An 18149-nucleotide genomic window follows, 5' to 3' on the forward strand; every position below is an offset into this window, starting at 1 on the left:
GTGGGCTTACGCCTGCACATCGTCACCGACGGTGTGATAGCGGCGGTTGAAGTAGACCAGCCCGCGCGGCTGCTCGCTGATGCGGATCGCCTGCACCTGGCAGTAGAAAACGCTGTGGCTGCCCACTTCGTGACAGGTGTCGATGGTGCAGTCGAAGCTGGCGACACTTGAACTTAGGACCGGCGCGCCGCTGCTCATCACCTGCCAGCGGTCGTGGAGAAAACGCTCTTCAGAGCGCAGGCTGGCGTTGGCAAAAACACCGGAGAGATCCTGATGTTCCCCGGAGAGCACGTTGACGCACAGGGTGCCGTTCTGTTTGAAGTGCTGATGGGCGTAGGAGTTGCGGTTCATGCACACCAGCAGCGTTGGCGGCTGGTCGGTCACGCTACAGACCGCCGAGGCGGTAAAGCCAAATTTCCCCGCCGGGCCGTCGGTGGTGATCACCGAAACCGCGCTGCCGAGCTGCGCCATCGCATTACGAAATTCTGTTTGCAGTGTCATAAGTGATTCCTTACAAATCGATAACGAGACGGGCGCACTTCGCCCGCGAACAACAGAGCAGGATCTGATCGCCGTCGGCTTTCTCTTCGTCGGTCAGATAGTGGTCGCGGTGATCCGGCTCGCCTTCCAGCACGTCCGTCAGGCAACTGCCGCAGATCCCCTGCTTGCACGACACATTCACTTTCAGCCCGGCCTGAGCCAGCGCCTCGACGATGGTCTGGTTTTCCAGCACTTTCACGCTGATGCCGCTGGTCGCGGCCACCACTTCAAAAGCCTTACCGCCGGTCTGCACTTCCGCGCTGAAACACTCCTGATGGATTTGCTCCTGGCGGTATCCCTGGGCTTTCGCCCGATCGGTCACCGCATCCATCAGCCGCGTCGGACCGCAGGTGTAGACGTGGGTGTTGTCGGGCACGTCGCACAGCACCGCGTCCAGATTCAGACGCTGCTCGTCGCTAAAGTGCAGGTGTACCCGTTCCGCGAAGGGGGCGTTTTCCAGCTGCGGAATGAACGCCGCCTGCGAGCGTGACCGGGCACAGTAATGCAGCGAAAAACTGCGCCCGGCGGCGTGGAGTTCCGCCGCCATCGCCAGCATCGGCGTGATGCCAATCCCGCCGCCAATCAGCAGGCTGTGGGCCGCCGCATCGTCCAGCGCAAACAGGTTGCGCGGCTCGCTGACCTGAATCTCATCCCCTTCGCGCAGGGCGTGGGCGGCGAGCGATCCGCCCGTTGAGCGTGAGACTTTCAGCACGCCGAGCTGGTAATGCTGCGCGTCCTTAGGGTCGCTGCACAGAGAGTACGGACGAATCAGATCGGCGCTCAGATGCAGGTCGATATGCGCCCCGGCGCGAAACGTCGGGAGCGGAATGCCATCCACATGCGCCAGGGTCAGCAGGACCACCTCGCCCTGCAGCTCGCGGCGGATCACCTGTAAAGTCAGCATGAAAACTCCTTAGCGCATGAACAGACCGCCGTTGATGTCCCAGGTCGCCCCGGTGACAAACGACGCCTGTGGGGAAGCCAGCAATGCCACGGCCTGGGCGATAAACTCCGGCTCGCCGAGTTTCCCGACCGGGATCATCTGCAGCAGCCCGGCCATTTTCTCTTCCGGCACCAGGGCGTGAACCATCGGCGAATCCATCGGGCCCGGCGCGATGGCATTGACCGTCACGCCGGATTTGCTCAGCTCGCGGGCGAAGATTTTGGTCAGCGTCAAAATACCGCCCTTCGAGGCCGCGTAGTGCGCACCGGATGCCGTGCCGCCGTTCTGCCCGGCGAGCGACGCGAGGTTGATAATGCGGCCGTAGTGTTGGGCGGCGAAATAGCGCCCCAGCGTCTGGCAGCCAACGAAAGTGCCGCGCAGGTTGGTGGAGATCACCCGGTCAAACTCGTCGACGCCAATCTCCATCACCGGCGTGGCGAGGGTCAGGGCAGCGTTGTTCACCAGCACCTGTAAGCTGCCGAAACGGGCAACGGTGGCGTCCAGCGCGCGGGTAAAATCCTCCGGCTGGCGGATATCCAGCCCCAGTGCCAGCACGTTATCGTGGTCGAGCGCGTCCGCCGCCTGCCGGGCACGCGCGGCGTCGACGTCCGTCAGCACCACCTGGAACCCCTGCTCCAGCAGGTGCGCGGCGATGACATTGCCCAGACCGGCGGCCGCGCCGGTCACTAATGCGGTTTGCGTCATGAGCGATTCCTCACAGGATGTAGCCGATGCTGTGCAGCACATCGTCGCTGTTGACCAGGCGGATCACCTTCTGCTGGATGCGCAGGCGGTCGCCCTCGCGCTGCAGCTGCCAGGTGATATCCGCCGCGTAATGGCGGCTGTGACCCTTGCGGTGTTCCCACAGGGACTGCGCCCCGCGCACCACCAGTAAATCGTCATTCGCTTCCAGCAGACGAAAACGCGACAGCGTGCGCAGGGTTCTGGCGCGCGGCGTGGTGGAGATCGACTCCCCGCTGTAGAGGCGATGCACGCGTTTTTCACGCATGTGGTGATCGTCGCAGGCGTAGTTCAGGGTGTTTTTGAAATCGGTCTCGTTCGGGTCGATCGGCACCACGTACAGACCGTCGTGCTGCCACAGATCCAGCCAGGCGGTGAATTCGCCCTGATCGAGCAGGTCGCCCTCGAGGTTAATCAGGGTCACGGCGGCAAAGAGTTGAGATTCTGGCGTCATCATTGTTCGCTCTCCGTCATCAGTTTTTTCCACTGCTGGTAGGCGGCGCGCATTCCGGTTTCGGCGCTGACATCGCTGCGCAGCCCGTCGTCGGTGCGGTACTCGCCCGCCAGCCCGCGATTGAGCATGATCCACAGGTCGTCGCCCGCCGTGGCGCCGCGCTGTACGCGCTCCCAGGCTTCCGAGTCGTCCGGCGTGCCGAAGCCCATCGGCCCCTGGAAGTGTTCGTGCAGACGCAGGCGCGCCTGGTTAGCGATGTCTGGCCCGCCGTCCATGGTGATCACCGCGTGGTGGATTTCGGTTTCGTTGACCGACACCGGCTGGAGCACGCGGAAGAAGGCCATCGAACAGGCGATGTTCGGGAAGATATTGAGGTTAAAACCGGAGCCGCCGACGGCGCGCACGATGCGACGCACCTGCTGTTCGTCGTGGTCGGCGCGCAGGGCCTCGGCCAGTTCTTCAAAGCGCTCGGGGATCGGTGCGTCGAGATTGGCCTCGAGATCCACTAATTCCGGGATCATCACCATCACGCTGTGGCCATTGCCGAGATCTTCCACGTAGCCGCTGCCGTCGACGAAGTTGAGCATCTCTTCGGTCTGCTTATCGACGGAGCTTAAGAATGAGCGGTGCACCACCGGGAAGTGGTAGCCGTCGGTGGTGTTTTCGAGCTGGATTTTCCAGTTGCCGGGGAAGCGGAAGCGGTGCGCCGGGCCGGTTTTGATCGGATAGCCCGCGCCCTGCTTCATAAACAGATCCATCCACTTTTTCGCCGCGCCGAGGAAATCTTCCAGGGGTTCAATCTGCTCGTTAAAGGTGGCGAAAATCATCCCCGCGTACTGTTCCGTGCGCAGGGAAACCAGCCCCAGTTCGCCTTTTTCCAGCCGATCCGCGTAGCTTTCCGGGTGCGGCACGCCGCGCAGGCTGCCGTCCAGGGCATAGCCCCAGCCGTGGTACGGGCAGACGAAGCTGTTGGTTTTCCCGCTGCGGTGTTCGCACACGGTCGCCGCGCGGTGACGGCAGCGGTTGAGCAGCGTGTGGACGGTGCCTTTGCGATCGCGTACCACGATCACCGGCTGAGTACCCAGCTCGGTGGTTTTGAAGCTGCCGGTCTCCGGGATTTCACTGGCGTGCGCCACCCACACCCAGGTCTTGCTGAAGATGCGATCCAGCTCGAGCTGGAACAGGCTGTCGGAGGTATAAAGCGAGGTGTGGACGCGGTCGCTTTGTACCAGCCCGGCAATCTCTGCCGATGTCGGCAGAGAGTGCGGCGTGGTGTCGATATTTTTAATGGTGATCAGGTGATCGCAATTCATGTCTGGTTCTCCTGCACGTTTTCTTTTTTATCAGGGACAGGTAATTCATCCGCCGCATGCCAGCGGTCCACCGGTCGGCTGAACAGGTTGCGGGTGGTGAAGTGGCGCATCGCCATGCCGTTTGCCTCGCGCACAAAGGTGACGCAGATTTCCGCCGCGTTGAGGTGCGCGCCCCCGGCGGTAAATTCCGAGGTTTGCAGCATCAGCCAGCGCCCGCGCAGTTCGCCGTCCGGCGTATGGCCCAGCGCTTCCGAGCACAGGAAATGCGCGTTGAGGGCAAAGTGCGCGGGCTGTCGTACGTAGCTTGCCATCATGGTGACTATCGCCTCGCGCCCCAGGTGTTTACCGAGGCGGGTAGCGTAGGGTTCGCCGAGCCCTTCCCAGCAGGCGTCGGCGGTAAAGAGCGCGCCAATCGCCTGCACGGTGTCGGTGCTGTCGAGCTGGTCGCACAGGCGCATGTAATCGCTGATGCACACCCGCGCCGCCTGGCTGTCTTCGAGCTGCTGTAAGCGCAGCGCATCCTGTGCGTTCATGGTCTTAGCCCTGGATAATCAGTTCGCGGCCCACGCGGGCTTCGATTTTGCAGTACTTCCACAGTTTGCTGCCGCCCTCGCCCACCGGCGTGGTGCGGAACAGGTTGCAGACGGCGGCGACGTTCTCCAGTTTCTCGGCGTCCGCCAGCACGTAGGTGGTCCAGGGCGCGGTGGTGGACGGGCCGACCATCAGCTGGTCGTCATCCATGTTGCCGATGACGCGAATGCCTGGGGTCTCTTCGATCCCTTTCATCATCACGCCGAAAGCGCCCCACACCTGTTTGGCTTCCGCCGGGCTGGCGTCGAAAAAGTTCTGATTTACCCCGATGCAAAACAGCACACGTAACGTTGTTGACTGGCTCATCTGTTGCTCCTTACGTTAAAAATCACAAGTAACCGGGCAGCGGTTTGCCGCCGAAAAAGACCGTACCGGCGTTGAGGTATGAGAGATCGCCCATAAAGGCGTGCTGGGTGATCACCATAGTGTCGCGGACAAAACGCTGCAGCGGACTGGTGAGCGTGACGCCGCCCATGCCGTTCAGCGCCAGCGCCTGGCGGGCCACGTCGGCGGCGACGCGGGTGACGTGGGTCGATGAAAGTCTGAGCGCATTAATCTGCTCGCAGCTTGCGTCGTCCCCGACCAGCAGGCTTTGCCAGGCGTCGTCGATGGCTTCGTAGAACCAGGCGCGGGCGGAGCGCAGTTCGGCTTCGCAGCGGGCAATTTGCATCTGTGCCTGCTGGCGGTCGGCCAGACGCGGCGCGCCGGTTACCGACTGCTGACGATGGGCGATGGCATAGATTTCGTTGAGCGCCGCGCGGGCCACCCCGAGTGCCACCACGGAGAGCACCTGGGTCGCAAGCGACAGCACCGGATAGCGGTACAGCGGCCCCTCAAGATTCAGCGCCCCGCCGCGAATAAAGGTCCACTCGTGCGGGACGAAAACATCGTTGACCACCAGATCGTGGCTGCCGGTTCCGGCGAGGCCGACCGTGTCCCAGACGGGATCGATCTGCACGCTGGCCCGCGGCAGAACCGCCATGCGCGGCAGGGCCTGATCGGCGTCCGGCAAAATCCCGACGCCCAGCACCGAGGCGCCCATGCTGCCACTGGCAAAGCTCCAGCGTCCGCTGACGCGATACCCGCCGTCGGCCTGAGTGGCTTTTTGCGTCGGGAAGATGCCGCCCGCAAAGACCACGTCCGGCCCGTCGCGGTAGAGTTCCTGCAGGGTGTCAGGCGGCAGCGCGCCGAGGTAAAACGGGCTCATGCCAAAACTCGCCACCCAGCCTGCGGAGCCGTCGGCAGTGGAGATTTGCTCCACCAGCTCGCAAAACTGCGCCGGGGAGCATTCGTCGCCGCCGTAGATTTTCGGCACCAGCGCGCGGTAGACGCCCACCTGTCTGAAACGGGCGATGATGTCGTCAGAGATATGACGTTGATGCTCAAACTCCCGGCTGCGAGCCGCGACATCACTCAGAAGCGGAACAAGTTCTTCACGAACAGGAATGGCAGACATGGCGTCCTCCGAAAAGGGTTGTGCGGTGCGCGCAAGGCGAGCGCGGCCGCAATGAGTCGTACTCACTGAGTCATCGGGTAAGAAAAACGGGAATTACGCTTGTCGTCGGCCCGTGAGCCACTCGACGGCCTGCACCAGCAGCCCGTCGTGGCCTTTGGCGGCAATCAGCTGGAGCGAAACCGGACGCCCACGCCGTTCAGCCACCGCAAGCGTGATGGCCGGATGGCCGCTGAGGTTGAACGGCCTGACCAGCCGCGTGAGGTTCACCACGCCGAGCGGATCGGCGGCTTCCTCAAGCGTCGGCGGCAGTTCCGGCAGCGTCGCCAGCGCCAGCAGCGGGGTTTTTGCAAGCAGTGCGTCGACCTGCGCGGTGAAGGTCGTGCGCATCTGTTCGGCGGCATCGAGCGCTTCGGCGCTGACGTCCGCCCCGGCGCGGATACGCGAGGCGACGTCCGGCGAAACCTGATGGCCCGACAGCAGCGGGCTGAACGCCTGCCAGTTTTCGTGGCTGATGAGGGTTAAGCCTGCCCGGTGGGCATCATTCAGATCCGGGAGTGGCGCCTGTTGCGGCGTCACGCCCTGCTGTTCAAGGAAATTCAGAAGCGTTGCGTCGATGTCTTCTGACGCGGCGGAGATAAACGCCATCGCCGGCAGCGCGTCCAGCGGCTCGCCGACGGGTACGGAAAGCCGGGTCATCGCCTGGCGCAACACCGCGGCGTCGCTCGCAAAAACGCCGACACAGTCGAGAGAGCTTTGGGCAGGCATCACGCCGTCACGGCTGAGCACGCCGAAGCCGGGTTTGAATCCGAGAATTCCGCAGCAGGCGGCGGGCATTCTGACGGAGCCGCCGGTGTCGGTGCCCAGCGAAAAATCGACGTCACCGGAGGCGACCACGGCGGCAGAGCCGCTGGACGAGCCGCCCGGAATCAGCGCCGGATAGCGCGGGTTAACCGGCGTGCCGCTCCAGGGGTTGATCCCGGTGACGCCAAACGCCAGCTCATGCAGCGTGGTTTTGCCCGTCAGCCGGCAGCGCTTTTCGAGTAGCGTCGATACGACCCTGGCGTGCTGCCCCGCAACCGGGACATTTGCCAGCGCCGGACAGCCTGCGCGGGTCTGATACCCGGCGACGTCCAGGGTGTCTTTCACCGCGAATCGCAGGTCGCCCTCGCCGAGGACGAATTGCTCAACGTAACCATTGCTCTCATAAACTGGCTTCATGATTGATACCTTAACCAGAAAAAGTGAATCATATTCAGGCTGGCAGTCACTGCTGCCTTTTTGTCCTGACTAACGTTAGGTCAATCATGGAAGAATTAGATGAAAATTCAAGTAATCTTTCACGTTAATTTTACGCTGACGCAACATTTTATTAACCTTTAACTCTGCAAGGTTACTGATTCAGGATGATGAAAAATAAGACAAAATGGCGGGAAACAGAAAGCCGTGTCGCTCCGGAGATTCAGAGCGACATAAGCAATTTATGGTTGTAATTACAGAAGGTTAGAGAGAAAGACTACGGAGTTCACAAATTTGTCATCGGATAATTTGACCTCACAGTTCGTTGAGGTTATCCAGTACTTTGGCGAGTGACAGATTCATCTTATCGACCTGCGACACACTCATCCCTTTGAAGCCTTTTTCGAACACTTTTTCGGTCAGGGCGTAGGCCTCTTCCACTTTTTTCAGACCGGCCTCCGTGAGCATCACTTCGGTGACGCGCGCGTCCTGTTCGCTGCTGGCGGTGGTCACCAGACCGTCATCGCGCAGCCGCCCGACGATTTTGGTGATGGTTGGCATTTTCGCCATCGCGTATTCAGAAATTTGCGAAATGCTGGCTTTTCCGTACTGGTGCGTGACCATCAGCACCCGAAAGCGAGACACGTCCAGCTGGGCTTTTTTCAGTGTGATTTCCATGATTTGCGTGTAGCGCGCATAAACATTCACGATCCAGTAGAACGGAAACGCTTCGCGATGAAAGGCGGGATCGTCAGGTGCGCCGTCCGGGGTATTTTTTAGAGTTGTCATGCGTTTCCTTACCAAAAAAAGCGTCAGAGTGAACGATTATACCCCGCGATCCGGCGGCGACTAAGCCTATCTGAGAGCCTGCTGAAACGTATAAGAGATCCCGATCGCATTATGATTCAAAAATGATAAGTGATTAACAATTACGTATCATTTTTTACACATTGCGTTGACGATTGCGGTGGCTATTTTCTATACCCTAAATAATTCGAGTTGCAGGAAGGCGGCAAGCGTGGGAATCCCCAGGAGCTTACTTAAGTAAGTGATTGGGGTGAGCAGGCGCAGCCAACGCACCTGCAACTTGAAGTATGACGGGTATATACGTTTAGCGGACCTGTACGACAACTCTAATAATCGCAATGTGGAGCATTTCATGAACGAACGTTCTTCTGTGGAGCAGACGCGCCCGCCGTCGTCTGCGCCCGACGCTCTGGACCCTCGCCAGCAGGCCGTGATCAAAAAGCTGTTCCGTCGGCTGATTGTATTTTTATTTATTCTGTTCGTTTTTTCCTACCTCGATCGCATCAACATTGGCTTTGCCGGTCTGACGATGGGCAAAGATCTGGGCCTGACCAGCACCATGTTTGGCCTCGCTACCACCCTGTTCTACGTGATGTACGTGATTTGCGGCATTCCGAGCAACATCATGCTGAGTATCGTTGGCGCGCGGCGCTGGATTGCGGTGCTGATGGTGGTGTGGGGTATCGCCTCCACCGCCACCATGTTCGCCACCGGGCCGAACAGTTTGTATGTCCTGCGCATGCTGGTCGGGATCGCCGAAGCGGGCTTTTTACCGGGCCTGCTTCTGTATTTAACCTACTGGTTCCCGGCCCATTATCGTGCGCGTGCTAACGCGCTGTTTATGATTGCGATGCCGGTGACGATGGCGCTCGGGTCGCTGGCTTCCGGGTATATTCTGAACATGGACGGCCTGCTGAATCTGAAGGGCTGGCAGTGGCTGTTCCTGCTGGAGGGCTTCCCGTCCGTGCTGCTCGGTCTGGTGGTCTGGTTCTGGCTGGATGACAGCCCGTCGAAGGCCAAATGGCTGACCGAGGATGACAAAGCCTGCCTCGCGGAGATGCTGGAAGCGGATAAAATCGCCGCCAGCAAAACCCAGCTGGAAGCGAATACCCTGCCCCAGCGCAGCGTGGCGCGCGAACTGTTCACGCCGATTATTATTCTCTACACGGTGGCCTATTTCTGTCTCACCAACACGCTGAGCGCCCTGAGCGTCTGGACACCGCTGATCCTGCGCAGCTTCAACGAAACCAGCAGCAACGTCACCATCGGTTTGCTGAGCGCCATTCCGCAGGTGTGTACGATTGTGGCGATGGTCTGGTGGAGTAAGCGCTCCGACCGCCTGAACGAGCGCAAAATCCACACCCTGCTGCCGTATCTGTTTGCCGCCGCAGGCTGGATGTTAACCGCCTCGAGTACCCATGCAATGCTGCAGTTTACCGGCATTGTGATGGCGTCGGCAGGCGCGTTTGCGGCGATGGTGATCTTCTGGACCACGCCGGATCGCTTTATCTCCCTGCGCGCTCGCGCCGTGGGGATCGCGGTGATCAACGCCACCGGGATGACCGGGGCGGCGCTGGGGCCGCTGCTGATGGGCTGGATGAAAGATGTCACCGGGAACTTCAACGCCGGGATCTTTATGGTGGCCGGATTCCTGGTGCTGGGCGCGCTGATTATCGCCCTGATCCCGATGAGCAAAACCGCTATGCAAAAAGCTGCCGCCCCACTCTCGACTTGACTTATTATGTAAAAAAGATACTTTTCAGGACATGAAGAAAATCCTGATTATCGTCCCTGACGGCGGCATGTTGTTCGAAGCCGCCGGTATCGCAGACATTCTGATGCAGGCCAACCAGCTCCATCCCGAAGGCCTCGCCCAGCCTCGCTATCGCATTATTATCGCCACCACCCAGCCGCATCAGGTGATCCACGGCCAGTCCGGATTAAACCTGCTGGCGGACTATCGCCTGCCGGAGCTGGATCCGCGCGAACCGCTCGACACCATCATCATTACCGGTCGCGGGATGAACGAGCTGGAGAGCACCGCGGTGGTGGACTGGCTGCATCTGGCCGCCCCGCACGCCCGGCGCATCGCCTCGATTTGCGGCGGCGCGATGCTGCTGGCGCAGAGCGGTTTGCTCGACGGTCGCCGCGCCACCACCCACTGGCGGCTGCTGGAGACGATGCAAAAAACCTGGCCTGCCATCAAAGTTGAAGGCGGTCCGCTCTATATTCAGGACGGCCCGATCTGGACCTCTGGTGGCGTGAGCTCGGGGTTTGATTTGACGCTGGCGCTGGTCGAAGAGGACTACGGTTTTAGCCTGGCGCGCGACGTGGCCCAGGATCTGGTCATGTACCTGCGCCGCCCCGGCGGGCAGCTGCAGTTCAGCCGCTACAACCTGCACCAGTCCAGCAGTTCCGGGCCGATCGGCGAACTCCAGACCTGGATTTTGAACCATCTCACGGACGATCTTTGCGTCGAAAAACTGGCGGAACAGGCGGCGATGAGTCCACGCAATTTCACCCGCGTCTTTACGCGCGAAACCGGGGCGTCCCCGGCGCGTTACGTGATGGAAGCCCGCCTCGCCGCGGCCCGTCAGCTGCTGGAGCAGACCAGCGAACCGCTGGAGCGCATCGCGGAGCAGAGCGGGTTTGGCACCAGCATCAACCTCAGGCGCGTGTTTGAGAAACAGCTCCACCTCACCCCCGGCGAGTATCGCCAGCGCTTCCACTGCCGCAAAATGGCGTAATGTGATCTTTTTTTGTCATTTACGCCAACCGGCCTGACGCCTACAGTGACTCCAGACACCACAGTTAAGGAGTGCATCATGGTTAAGGTCGGTATTAATGGTTTCGGCAGAATTGGACGCAACTTCCTGCGCGCTGCCCTCGGCAATCCGGACATTGAGATCGTGGCGATTAACGATCTGACGGACAGTAAAACCCTCGCTCATCTGCTGAAATACGACTCCCTGCTCGGGACGCTGCCAGTACCCGTGGAGGCTGCCGATAACCATCTGCAGGTGGATGGCAAACGGATTACGGTCTTCAGCGAGCGCGACCCGGCGAATATTGCGTGGCGCAGCGTCGACGTGGATATCGTGATTGAGGCCACCGGTTTCTTCACCGACCGCGAGAAAGCAGCGGTGCATATCACCAGCGGCGGTGCGAAACGGGTCATCATCTCCGCGCCGGGTAAGAACGACGATTTGACGGTGGTGATGGGCGTGAACCACCAGCTGTACGATCCGGCTCAGCATTTTGTGGTGAGTAACGGGAGTTGCACGACCAACGGTCTGGCCCCGGCGGCGCAGGTGCTGCATCAGCACTTCGGCATTGAACATGGCCTGATGAACACGACTCACGCCTACACCAACAGCCAGGCGCTGCACGACCAGCCGGAGAAAGATCTGCGCGGTGCGCGTGCGGCGGCCCTGTCGATTGTGCCCTACTCCAGCGGCGCGGCGAAAGCGCTCGGGAAGGTGATCCCCGAACTCGACGGACGTCTGACCGGGTATTCATTGCGCGTCCCGGTGCCGGTGGTATCGATTGTCGATCTGACGGTGACCCTGAGCCGGGAGGCGACGGTTGAAGAGGTGAATAACGCGTTTCGTGAAGCGGCGTCTGCGGGGCCTCTGAAAGGCATTCTGGGCTACAGCGATGAGCCGCTGGTCTCGAGCGATTATCAGGGCGACCCGCGCTCATCAATTATCGACGGGCTTTCTACGCTGGTGATTGGCGGGAATATGGTGAAGATCCTCGCATGGTATGACAACGAGTGGGGCTTCTCGAACCGCCTGGTGGATTTGGCGGTGCTGATGGATGAGAAAGGGGTGTAAACAGAAAAGCCGGGTGGCGGCTGTGCCTTACCCGGCCTACGTTTTGATTTTGTAGGCCCGGTAAGCGCAGCGCCACCGGGCGAATTCAGGCTCGGGTGCCAGCCAACATGTCGGGTGGCGGCTTCGCCTTACCCGGCCTACGTTTTGATTTTGTAGGCCCGGTAAGCGCAGCGCCACCGGGCGAATTCAGGCCTGGGTGCCAATCAACATGTCGGGTGGCGGCTGCGCCTTACGCGACCTACATTTTGATTTTGTAGGCCCGGTAAGCGAAGCGCCACCGGGCAAATTCAGGCCTGGGTGCCAATCAACATGTCGGGTGGCGGCTGCGCCTTACCCGACCTACGTTTTGATTTTGTAGGCCCGGTAAGCGCAGCGCCACCGGGCAAATTCAGGCCTGGGTGCCAAACAATATGTCGGGTGGCGGCTTCGCCTTGCCCGACCTACGAAATCGCAAAATCCATGAACCACACTATCCCGCTTTGACGCGTACACCCATCAGCACAATCACCATCGCGGAGACCAGCAACAAGCCGCTTCCGGCGAAGACGCCGCTGGCGCCGTTGAGGTCAAACACTGCCCCGCCGCCTGCGGCACCCGCGCCAATCGCAAATTGAATCGATGCCACCAGCAGGCCACCCGCACTTTCGGCTTCGTCCGGCACGGTGGTCGCCAGCCAGGTTGACCAGCCCACCGGCACCAGGCCGAAGGCGAAGCCCCACATCGCGACCAGCAATCCGTCGAGCATCGCCAGATGACCGAACGCCACCATGGTCAGCGCCAGCACGCCCATCACGAAAGGCACCAGCGCCAGAGTCAGGCGTAAGTTTCGTGCCAGCAGATGCCCGGCGATCGAGGTGCCGACAAAGTTAGCGAGACCAAAGCCGAGCAGAATCAGCGAAATGCTCTCGACGCTCGCCTGCCCGACGGTTTCGAGGAACGGACGCAGATAGGTGAAGAAGGCAAAGTGACCGCTAAAAATCAGCACCGTCGCCAGCAGGCCGCCGATCATCCCCGGACGGCGCAGCACGCGCAGTAATGTCCCGAGACTGCCGCTGCTTTCCGGTTTCATCGACGGAAGCACCCACAGCTGCCAGAGCAGCGCCAGCATGCTCGGCAGAATGCAGAGGATAAAGACGTTGCGCCAGCCGATCAGGCTGCCAAGATAGCTGCCGAGCGGTGCGGCCACCACGGTCGCAATCGACACGCTGGAGAAGATGATCGCCAGCGCTTTTGGTACGTGCTGCGCAGGCACCAGACGCATCGCCGTGGCCGTCGACATCGCCCAGAATCCACCGATGGCGACGCCCAGCAGCAGGCGGCCCATCAGCAGCACCTGCAAATTCGGCGCGAAGGCCACCAGCAGGCTGGAGATAATCTGCAGCACCGAGAAAAACATCAGCACCCAGCGGCGGTCGATGCTTTTGGTGGCCGGGGTGATGAGCAGCCCGGTCACCAGCGCCACCAGCGCCGTCGCGGTCACCGCCTGCCCGGCCATCCCTTCGCTGACGCCGAGGCTTGCGGCCATCGGCGTTAACAAACTGGCGGGTAAAAACTCCGCCGTGATCAGGCCAAAAACCCCCAGTCCCAGTGAATAGACCGCGCGCCAGGCGGGTCTGGCGGGCGCTATGGCCTCGCTTGCCGCGATACTTGAATTCATCTGTTGCTCTCCAGTTAGAAAAATGTGACAAACATCGCAAAAGCATAGAGTGTTCCCCGTGGACGATCTATGACATATAATCTCCACTTATTGATAATTCGTCCGGAGTTGTGCCGATGACCGTTCAGTCGCCCGATTTAATCAGTGAGCTTTTACGTGGAATGCGCCTCTCCGGAGTGAAATATCGCCGGATTGAGGCCAGCGCCCCTTTTGGCGTGGCGTTCAGTCAGGCGCCCGGCAAGGCGCAGTTTCACTTCGTCAGCCACGGTTCGGCGGTGCTGCGCATGGAGAGCGGCGCGGTGTTTAACCTCAGCAGCGGCGATGCGCTGTTTATCCCCAACGGCAATGCCCACGCCCTGCTGTCGGACGAAAATGCCTGCGTCACGCCAGTGTCGGCCTTCCCCAGCGAGCCGATTTGCAACTCCGTGTGCGCCATCACCTGCGAGCCGTGCCCGGAAAGCGCACACACGGTGATATTCAGCGGATGCATGGATTTTGAACTCGGCGGGATGCAGCCGCTGATCAAAGCGATGCCGGAAGTGATGATGGTCAGCCGTCTGATGTCGACCTGGCCGGAGATCCACCCGCTGCTGGCGGCGATGGAGCGGGAATCCATGACCCGCCAGGTGGGTTTCGCCGGGATCCTGGCGCGCCTCGCCGACGTGGTAGCGGCGCTGATCGTCCGCGGTTGGGTGGAAGCCGGCTGCGGGAAAGCCACCGGCTGGGTGCAGGTGTTGCGCGATCCGCGTCTGAGCCGCGCGATTTACGCCATGCATCAGCAGCCGGGCGTCAACTGGAGCGTGGCGGAGCTGGCGAAAGAGGCTGGAACTTCGCGTTCCGTGTTTGCCGAGCGCTTTTTGTCCGCGACCGGCACCACGCCCGCTAAGTATTTGAGTGAATTAAGGATGCGCCTGGCGATTCAGTATATTCGTCATGAGCATCAGGCGATTGAGACGGTGGCGTTGCGGCTGGGATATGGATCGCTGGCGGCCTTTAGCCGGGCGTTTAAGCGTATTGTCGGACATGCGCCGGGCACGCTGCGGGAGACCAGCCAGACCCCGGAAGAGGTCTGACCGGCGAGGCGTCAGAAGTAATATTTAAAGCGCACGCGGCCACCGTAGCGGTCGTCGTTATTTCCGTCGCCGTCGTTCGGATGCGCTTGCACCCACGAGGCGTAGGCCCCGAGATAGATATTAAAGTTCTTCATTTTCATCACGTTCGGGATGAGATACGACGCGTGAATGGTGTGGATATCGTAATCGCCCGGATCGGTTATCCAGCAGTCGTTGTCGCAATTGTCGAATACATTCGCAGAGTTGAATTTATCCACCTGGTTGTGGGCGTAGATGTAGCCCAGCTCGAAGTTATGCCACAGGGCGTTAGTCCCGGCCGTGAAGTCGGTTTCATCCGTGGCGTCCATGTAGGCGGTGTTGAGATTCACCACCACGCCCTCTTCCGGATCGGTTTTTTGCCCGTTCCAGGTCATCGTCAGGCCGTACCCGGTACGATCGGACTGATCGACCCACTGCCCGGACGCATCGCGATAGCCGTAGGCGTTGTTGACAAGGTTGCTCTCCATCGCCACCGCCGTGGAGAAGCGCCCGCTCTGCCATGAAATCACCGGACGGACGTACGCGACGTTTTTGTCGTTATCGAGATCGATGCCGTGATACTGCTTATCGACGAACAGCGTGCTGCCGTTTTCCAGCAGGGTGTTGACCTCGAAATACCAGTTATCGAGGGTTTTACTCATCAGGAAGTTGCCGCCGCTGTCGCTACGGCCTCGGCCCTCTTTCATCATGTAGATATAACCGTAGCCGTCGCTGTAGAGATCGTTGGCGGTATTCCCGGAGTACTCAATAAAGGTATCCTGGTTCAGCGGGAACATATCGTAGGCTTCGAAGCGGCCGACTTTAATCTTCCAGTTATTTTCGTTGCCGAAGAAGAATACCGCATCATCGAGATTCATTTTGCCGGTGAGATCCGCCAGCGGCTGGACGGAGAATCCGGCGAAATTACCGTCCTCCATTCGGCGATATCCGTCAAACCCTAACAGCAGACGGCCGTTAATATCCCAGCGTTCATTATTTCCCGATGCCCAGTCCTTGTTCGCACTGGTTTTAATCGAGGTTAATGCGCCACTTCGGCTGGCGGCATCCATATTAAATTCGACGTCGCCATAAAATTTAATATCCCCATAGCCCGAGAGCGTGAGTTTGGGTAATGCGGCGGCGCTCACCGGCTCGGCGGACTGCACCGCCACGGTCGGCTGATTTTTGGCCGCCACGGTTTGGTTTTTCTCTAATTGCTCAATTTGCGCCTCGGCCTTTTCTGCCCGGCTTTCGGCTTTTTCCAGACGCGCTTCCAGCTGCGCGAGTTTTTCTTCCAGATCGGGGGAATTCTGTGCGGCATTGATCCCAGCGGAACAGAGTGCGCTGACGGCCAAAACAATAAGTTTTATTCTCATGGATCCCTTCCTGATAAATTATTATGACATTCCTGAACAGCTTCGGTATTTCGCCTAATCAGGGCGGCGGGTTCCATTACGTTTTTTCACCTGTTGATTATGATTTTTTATTTATGTGATCGTGAAGAAGCCTTTAGTGAGAAATTCAATAACGGAGCGCGCGCGAGATCACACTTATAATTACGGCAACCCATAACGAAAAATAAAAAATATAATTACGGCGCCTATTAATATTTAAAATTAATAAACCATGTAAATCTATTAACATTAAATATCCGCTTATCCTGATACGGGTAAAGAGTCTGGAACTGTGAAAAATGGGAGGTTCGACACGCGAAACCCGTCAGATTCGTCTAAGGTTTTCAGGTGATTGACGGCAGCGGCGACGCTGCTCGCGAATAAAAAGGAGAAGACCGATGACGAGAACCGACATGCGCCGTCCCGCACCGCTTGCGCTGCGCGTGGCATTAGGGTGCGCGCTGCTGAGCGTCGCTGCACTGAGCGTTGCTGATGAGTTACCTTCCGGGCAAAAACAGTCGCCAGATATTTTGCTCGGCCCCCTGTTTAGCGACGTGCAAAGCGCCAAACTGTTCCCCGATCAAAAAACCTTCGCTGATGCGGTACCGAAAAGCGATCCGCTGATGATTCTGGCGGATTATCGTATGCAGCATCAGCAGCGCGGTTTTGACCTGCGCCACTTCGTGGAGGTGAATTTCACCCTGCCGGGCGAAGGTGAGAAGTACGTTCCCCCTGCCGGACAGAGCCTGCGCGAGCATATTGACGGGCTGTGGCCGGTGCTGACGCGCACCACCGATAAGGCTGACAAATGGGATTCCCTGCTGCCGCTGCCGAAGCCTTACGTGGTGCCGGGCGGGCGTTTCCGCGAGGTCTATTACTGGGACAGTTATTTCACCATGCTGGGGCTGGCGGAGAGCGATCACTGGGACAAAATCAGCGATATGGTGGCGAACTTCGGCTATGAGCTGGACAACTTCGGTCATATCCCCAACGGTAACCGCAGCTATTACCTGAGCCGCTCCCAGCCGCCGTTCTTCGCCCTGATGGTCGAGCTGCTGGCGACGCACGACAAGGACGCGCTGAAAACTTACCTGCCGCAGATGGAAAAAGAGTACAGCTACTGGATGGAAGGCGTGGAGACGCTGCAGCCCGGTCAGGCCAACAAACGAGTGGTAAAACTGGATGACGGATCGATTCTCAATCGCTACTGGGACGATCGCGACACGCCGCGCCCGGAATCCTGGCTGGATGATGTCAACACCGCCAAAAATAATCCGAACCGCCCGGCGACTGAGATCTACCGCGACCTGCGCTCCGCCGCGGCGTCCGGCTGGGACTTTAGCTCGCGCTGGATGGACGATCCGCAAAAACTCGGCACTATTCGCACCACCAGCATCGTGCCTGTGGATCTGAACGCCCTGCTGTTCAAGATGGAAAAACTGCTCGCGAAAGCTTCTCAGGAATCAGGGGATACAGAGCGAGCTAACCGCTATGAAGCGCTGGCCAGTGCGCGACAAAAAGCGATTGAGAGCCATCTGTGGAATGACAAAGAGGGCTGGTATGCGGATTACGATCTGAAGAGCAAAAAGGTGCGCAATCAGCTGACCGCCGCCGCCCTGTTCCCGCTGTATGTCAACGCGGCCTCCAAAGAGCGGGCGGATAAGGTGGCCAGCGCTACCGCCTCGCGCCTGTTGAAACCGGGCGGTGTCACCACCACCACGATTAACAGCGGGCAGCAGTGGGACGCGCCTAACGGCTGGGCACCGTTGCAGTGGGTAGCCGCCGAAGGGTTGCAGAACTATGGTCACAAGAAAGTGGCGATGGATGTGACCTGGCGTTTCCTGACCAACGTGCAGCACACCTACGATCGCGAGCAGAAACTGGTGGAGAAATATGATGTGTCAACCACCGGGACCGGCGGAGGCGGCGGTGAGTATCCGCTGCAGGACGGCTTCGGCTGGACCAACGGCGTGACGCTGAAGATGCTGGACCTGGTGTGCCCGAAAGAGAAACCGTGCGACAGCTTGCCGGCGACGCAGCCGGCGGCGAACGATGATGTGGCGGGTGTGGAGAAGAGTGCGGCGAAGTAG

The 18149-nt window shown here is 59.7% G+C and carries 17 protein-coding genes; 5 read left to right on the plus strand and 12 right to left on the minus strand.

The features are described from left to right. Nucleotides 1-6: 6 nt before the first annotated feature. The 10 genes from U9O48_RS13030 to U9O48_RS13075 form a co-directional block, all read right to left on the minus strand. Nucleotides 7-501 (minus strand): flavin reductase, encoded by a 495-nt coding sequence (locus U9O48_RS13030; protein WP_282494571.1) that lies wholly within the window; start codon nt 499-501, stop codon nt 7-9. A 10-nt stretch (nt 502-511) separates the two neighbouring features. Next, nucleotides 512-1444 (minus strand): PDR/VanB family oxidoreductase, encoded by a 933-nt coding sequence (locus tag U9O48_RS13035; RefSeq protein WP_324722630.1) that lies wholly within the window; start codon nt 1442-1444, stop codon nt 512-514. 9 nt (nt 1445-1453) lie between these two features. Continuing rightward, nucleotides 1454-2188, minus strand: coding sequence for an SDR family NAD(P)-dependent oxidoreductase (locus tag U9O48_RS13040; RefSeq protein ID WP_324722631.1), 735 nt, complete (start codon nt 2186-2188; stop codon nt 1454-1456). Nucleotides 2189-2198: 10 nt separating this feature from the next. Then, nucleotides 2199-2678: an aromatic-ring-hydroxylating dioxygenase subunit beta gene (locus U9O48_RS13045; RefSeq protein WP_324724402.1), complete on the minus strand. Its 480-nt coding sequence runs from the start codon at nt 2676-2678 to the stop codon at nt 2199-2201. After that, complete coding sequence (locus U9O48_RS13050; protein WP_324722632.1) at nt 2678-3991, minus strand: aromatic ring-hydroxylating dioxygenase subunit alpha; 1314 nt, start codon at nt 3989-3991, stop codon at nt 2678-2680. The genes U9O48_RS13045 and U9O48_RS13050 overlap by 1 nt, the downstream gene beginning before the upstream one ends. After that, complete coding sequence (locus U9O48_RS13055; RefSeq protein WP_324722633.1) at nt 3988-4524, minus strand: nuclear transport factor 2 family protein; 537 nt, start codon at nt 4522-4524, stop codon at nt 3988-3990. Before U9O48_RS13055 ends, U9O48_RS13050 begins: the two co-directional genes overlap by 4 nt. A 4-nt stretch (nt 4525-4528) precedes the next feature. Then, nucleotides 4529-4888, minus strand: coding sequence for an IacB protein (locus tag U9O48_RS13060; RefSeq protein ID WP_282494577.1), 360 nt, complete (start codon nt 4886-4888; stop codon nt 4529-4531). A gap of 22 nt (nt 4889-4910) precedes the next feature. After that, nucleotides 4911-6038 carry an acyl-CoA dehydrogenase family protein gene (locus U9O48_RS13065; protein WP_324722634.1) on the minus strand — a complete coding sequence of 376 codons (1128 nt, stop codon included), beginning with the start codon at nt 6036-6038 and terminating at the stop codon, nt 4911-4913. Between the two features lie 93 nt (nt 6039-6131). Further along, nucleotides 6132-7256 carry an amidase gene (locus tag U9O48_RS13070; RefSeq protein ID WP_324722635.1) on the minus strand — a complete coding sequence of 375 codons (1125 nt, stop codon included), beginning with the start codon at nt 7254-7256 and terminating at the stop codon, nt 6132-6134. Between the two features lie 333 nt (nt 7257-7589). Next, nucleotides 7590-8063 carry a MarR family winged helix-turn-helix transcriptional regulator gene (locus U9O48_RS13075; protein ID WP_282494580.1) on the minus strand — a complete coding sequence of 158 codons (474 nt, stop codon included), beginning with the start codon at nt 8061-8063 and terminating at the stop codon, nt 7590-7592. Between the two features lie 370 nt (nt 8064-8433). Here U9O48_RS13075 and hpaX point away from each other — a divergent pair, with 370 nt between their 5' ends. The 3 genes from hpaX to gap all read left to right on the plus strand — a co-directional run bounded on the left by hpaX (nt 8434) and on the right by gap (nt 11917). Further along, the gene (gene hpaX, locus U9O48_RS13080; RefSeq protein WP_324722636.1) at nt 8434-9816 is read left to right on the plus strand and encodes a 4-hydroxyphenylacetate permease; all 1383 of its coding nucleotides are present in this window, start codon (nt 8434-8436) and stop codon (nt 9814-9816) included. Between the two features lie 31 nt (nt 9817-9847). Next, on the plus strand, nt 9848-10828 hold the full coding sequence (locus U9O48_RS13085) for a GlxA family transcriptional regulator (RefSeq protein ID WP_285144297.1): 981 nt from the start codon (nt 9848-9850) through the stop codon (nt 10826-10828). 78 nt (nt 10829-10906) lie between these two features. Beyond that, on the plus strand, nt 10907-11917 hold the full coding sequence (gene gap / locus U9O48_RS13090; RefSeq protein WP_285149017.1) for a type I glyceraldehyde-3-phosphate dehydrogenase: 1011 nt from the start codon (nt 10907-10909) through the stop codon (nt 11915-11917). Nucleotides 11918-12386: 469 nt separating this feature from the next. On the opposite strand, the gene U9O48_RS13095 is transcribed toward gap, so the two are convergent. After that, nucleotides 12387-13574 carry an MFS transporter gene (locus U9O48_RS13095; protein WP_285144294.1) on the minus strand — a complete coding sequence of 396 codons (1188 nt, stop codon included), beginning with the start codon at nt 13572-13574 and terminating at the stop codon, nt 12387-12389. A gap of 116 nt (nt 13575-13690) precedes the next feature. On the opposite strand from U9O48_RS13095, the gene U9O48_RS13100 reads away from it, so the two are divergent. Next, nucleotides 13691-14647: an AraC family transcriptional regulator gene (locus U9O48_RS13100; protein WP_282494585.1), complete on the plus strand. Its 957-nt coding sequence runs from the start codon at nt 13691-13693 to the stop codon at nt 14645-14647. An 11-nt stretch (nt 14648-14658) separates the two neighbouring features. Here U9O48_RS13100 and U9O48_RS13105 read toward each other — a convergent pair whose 3' ends face one another. Further along, a complete protein-coding gene (locus U9O48_RS13105; protein WP_324722637.1) occupies nt 14659-16041 on the minus strand; it encodes a carbohydrate porin in 1383 nt (460 codons plus the stop codon). 416 nt (nt 16042-16457) lie between these two features. On the opposite strand from U9O48_RS13105, the gene U9O48_RS13110 reads away from it, so the two are divergent. After that, complete coding sequence (locus U9O48_RS13110; RefSeq protein WP_324722638.1) at nt 16458-18149, plus strand: alpha,alpha-trehalase; 1692 nt, start codon at nt 16458-16460, stop codon at nt 18147-18149.

It is taken from the genome of Lelliottia sp. JS-SCA-14 (assembly GCF_035593345.1).
GTDB classification, from domain to species: Bacteria; Pseudomonadota; Gammaproteobacteria; order Enterobacterales; family Enterobacteriaceae; genus Enterobacter; species Enterobacter wanjuensis.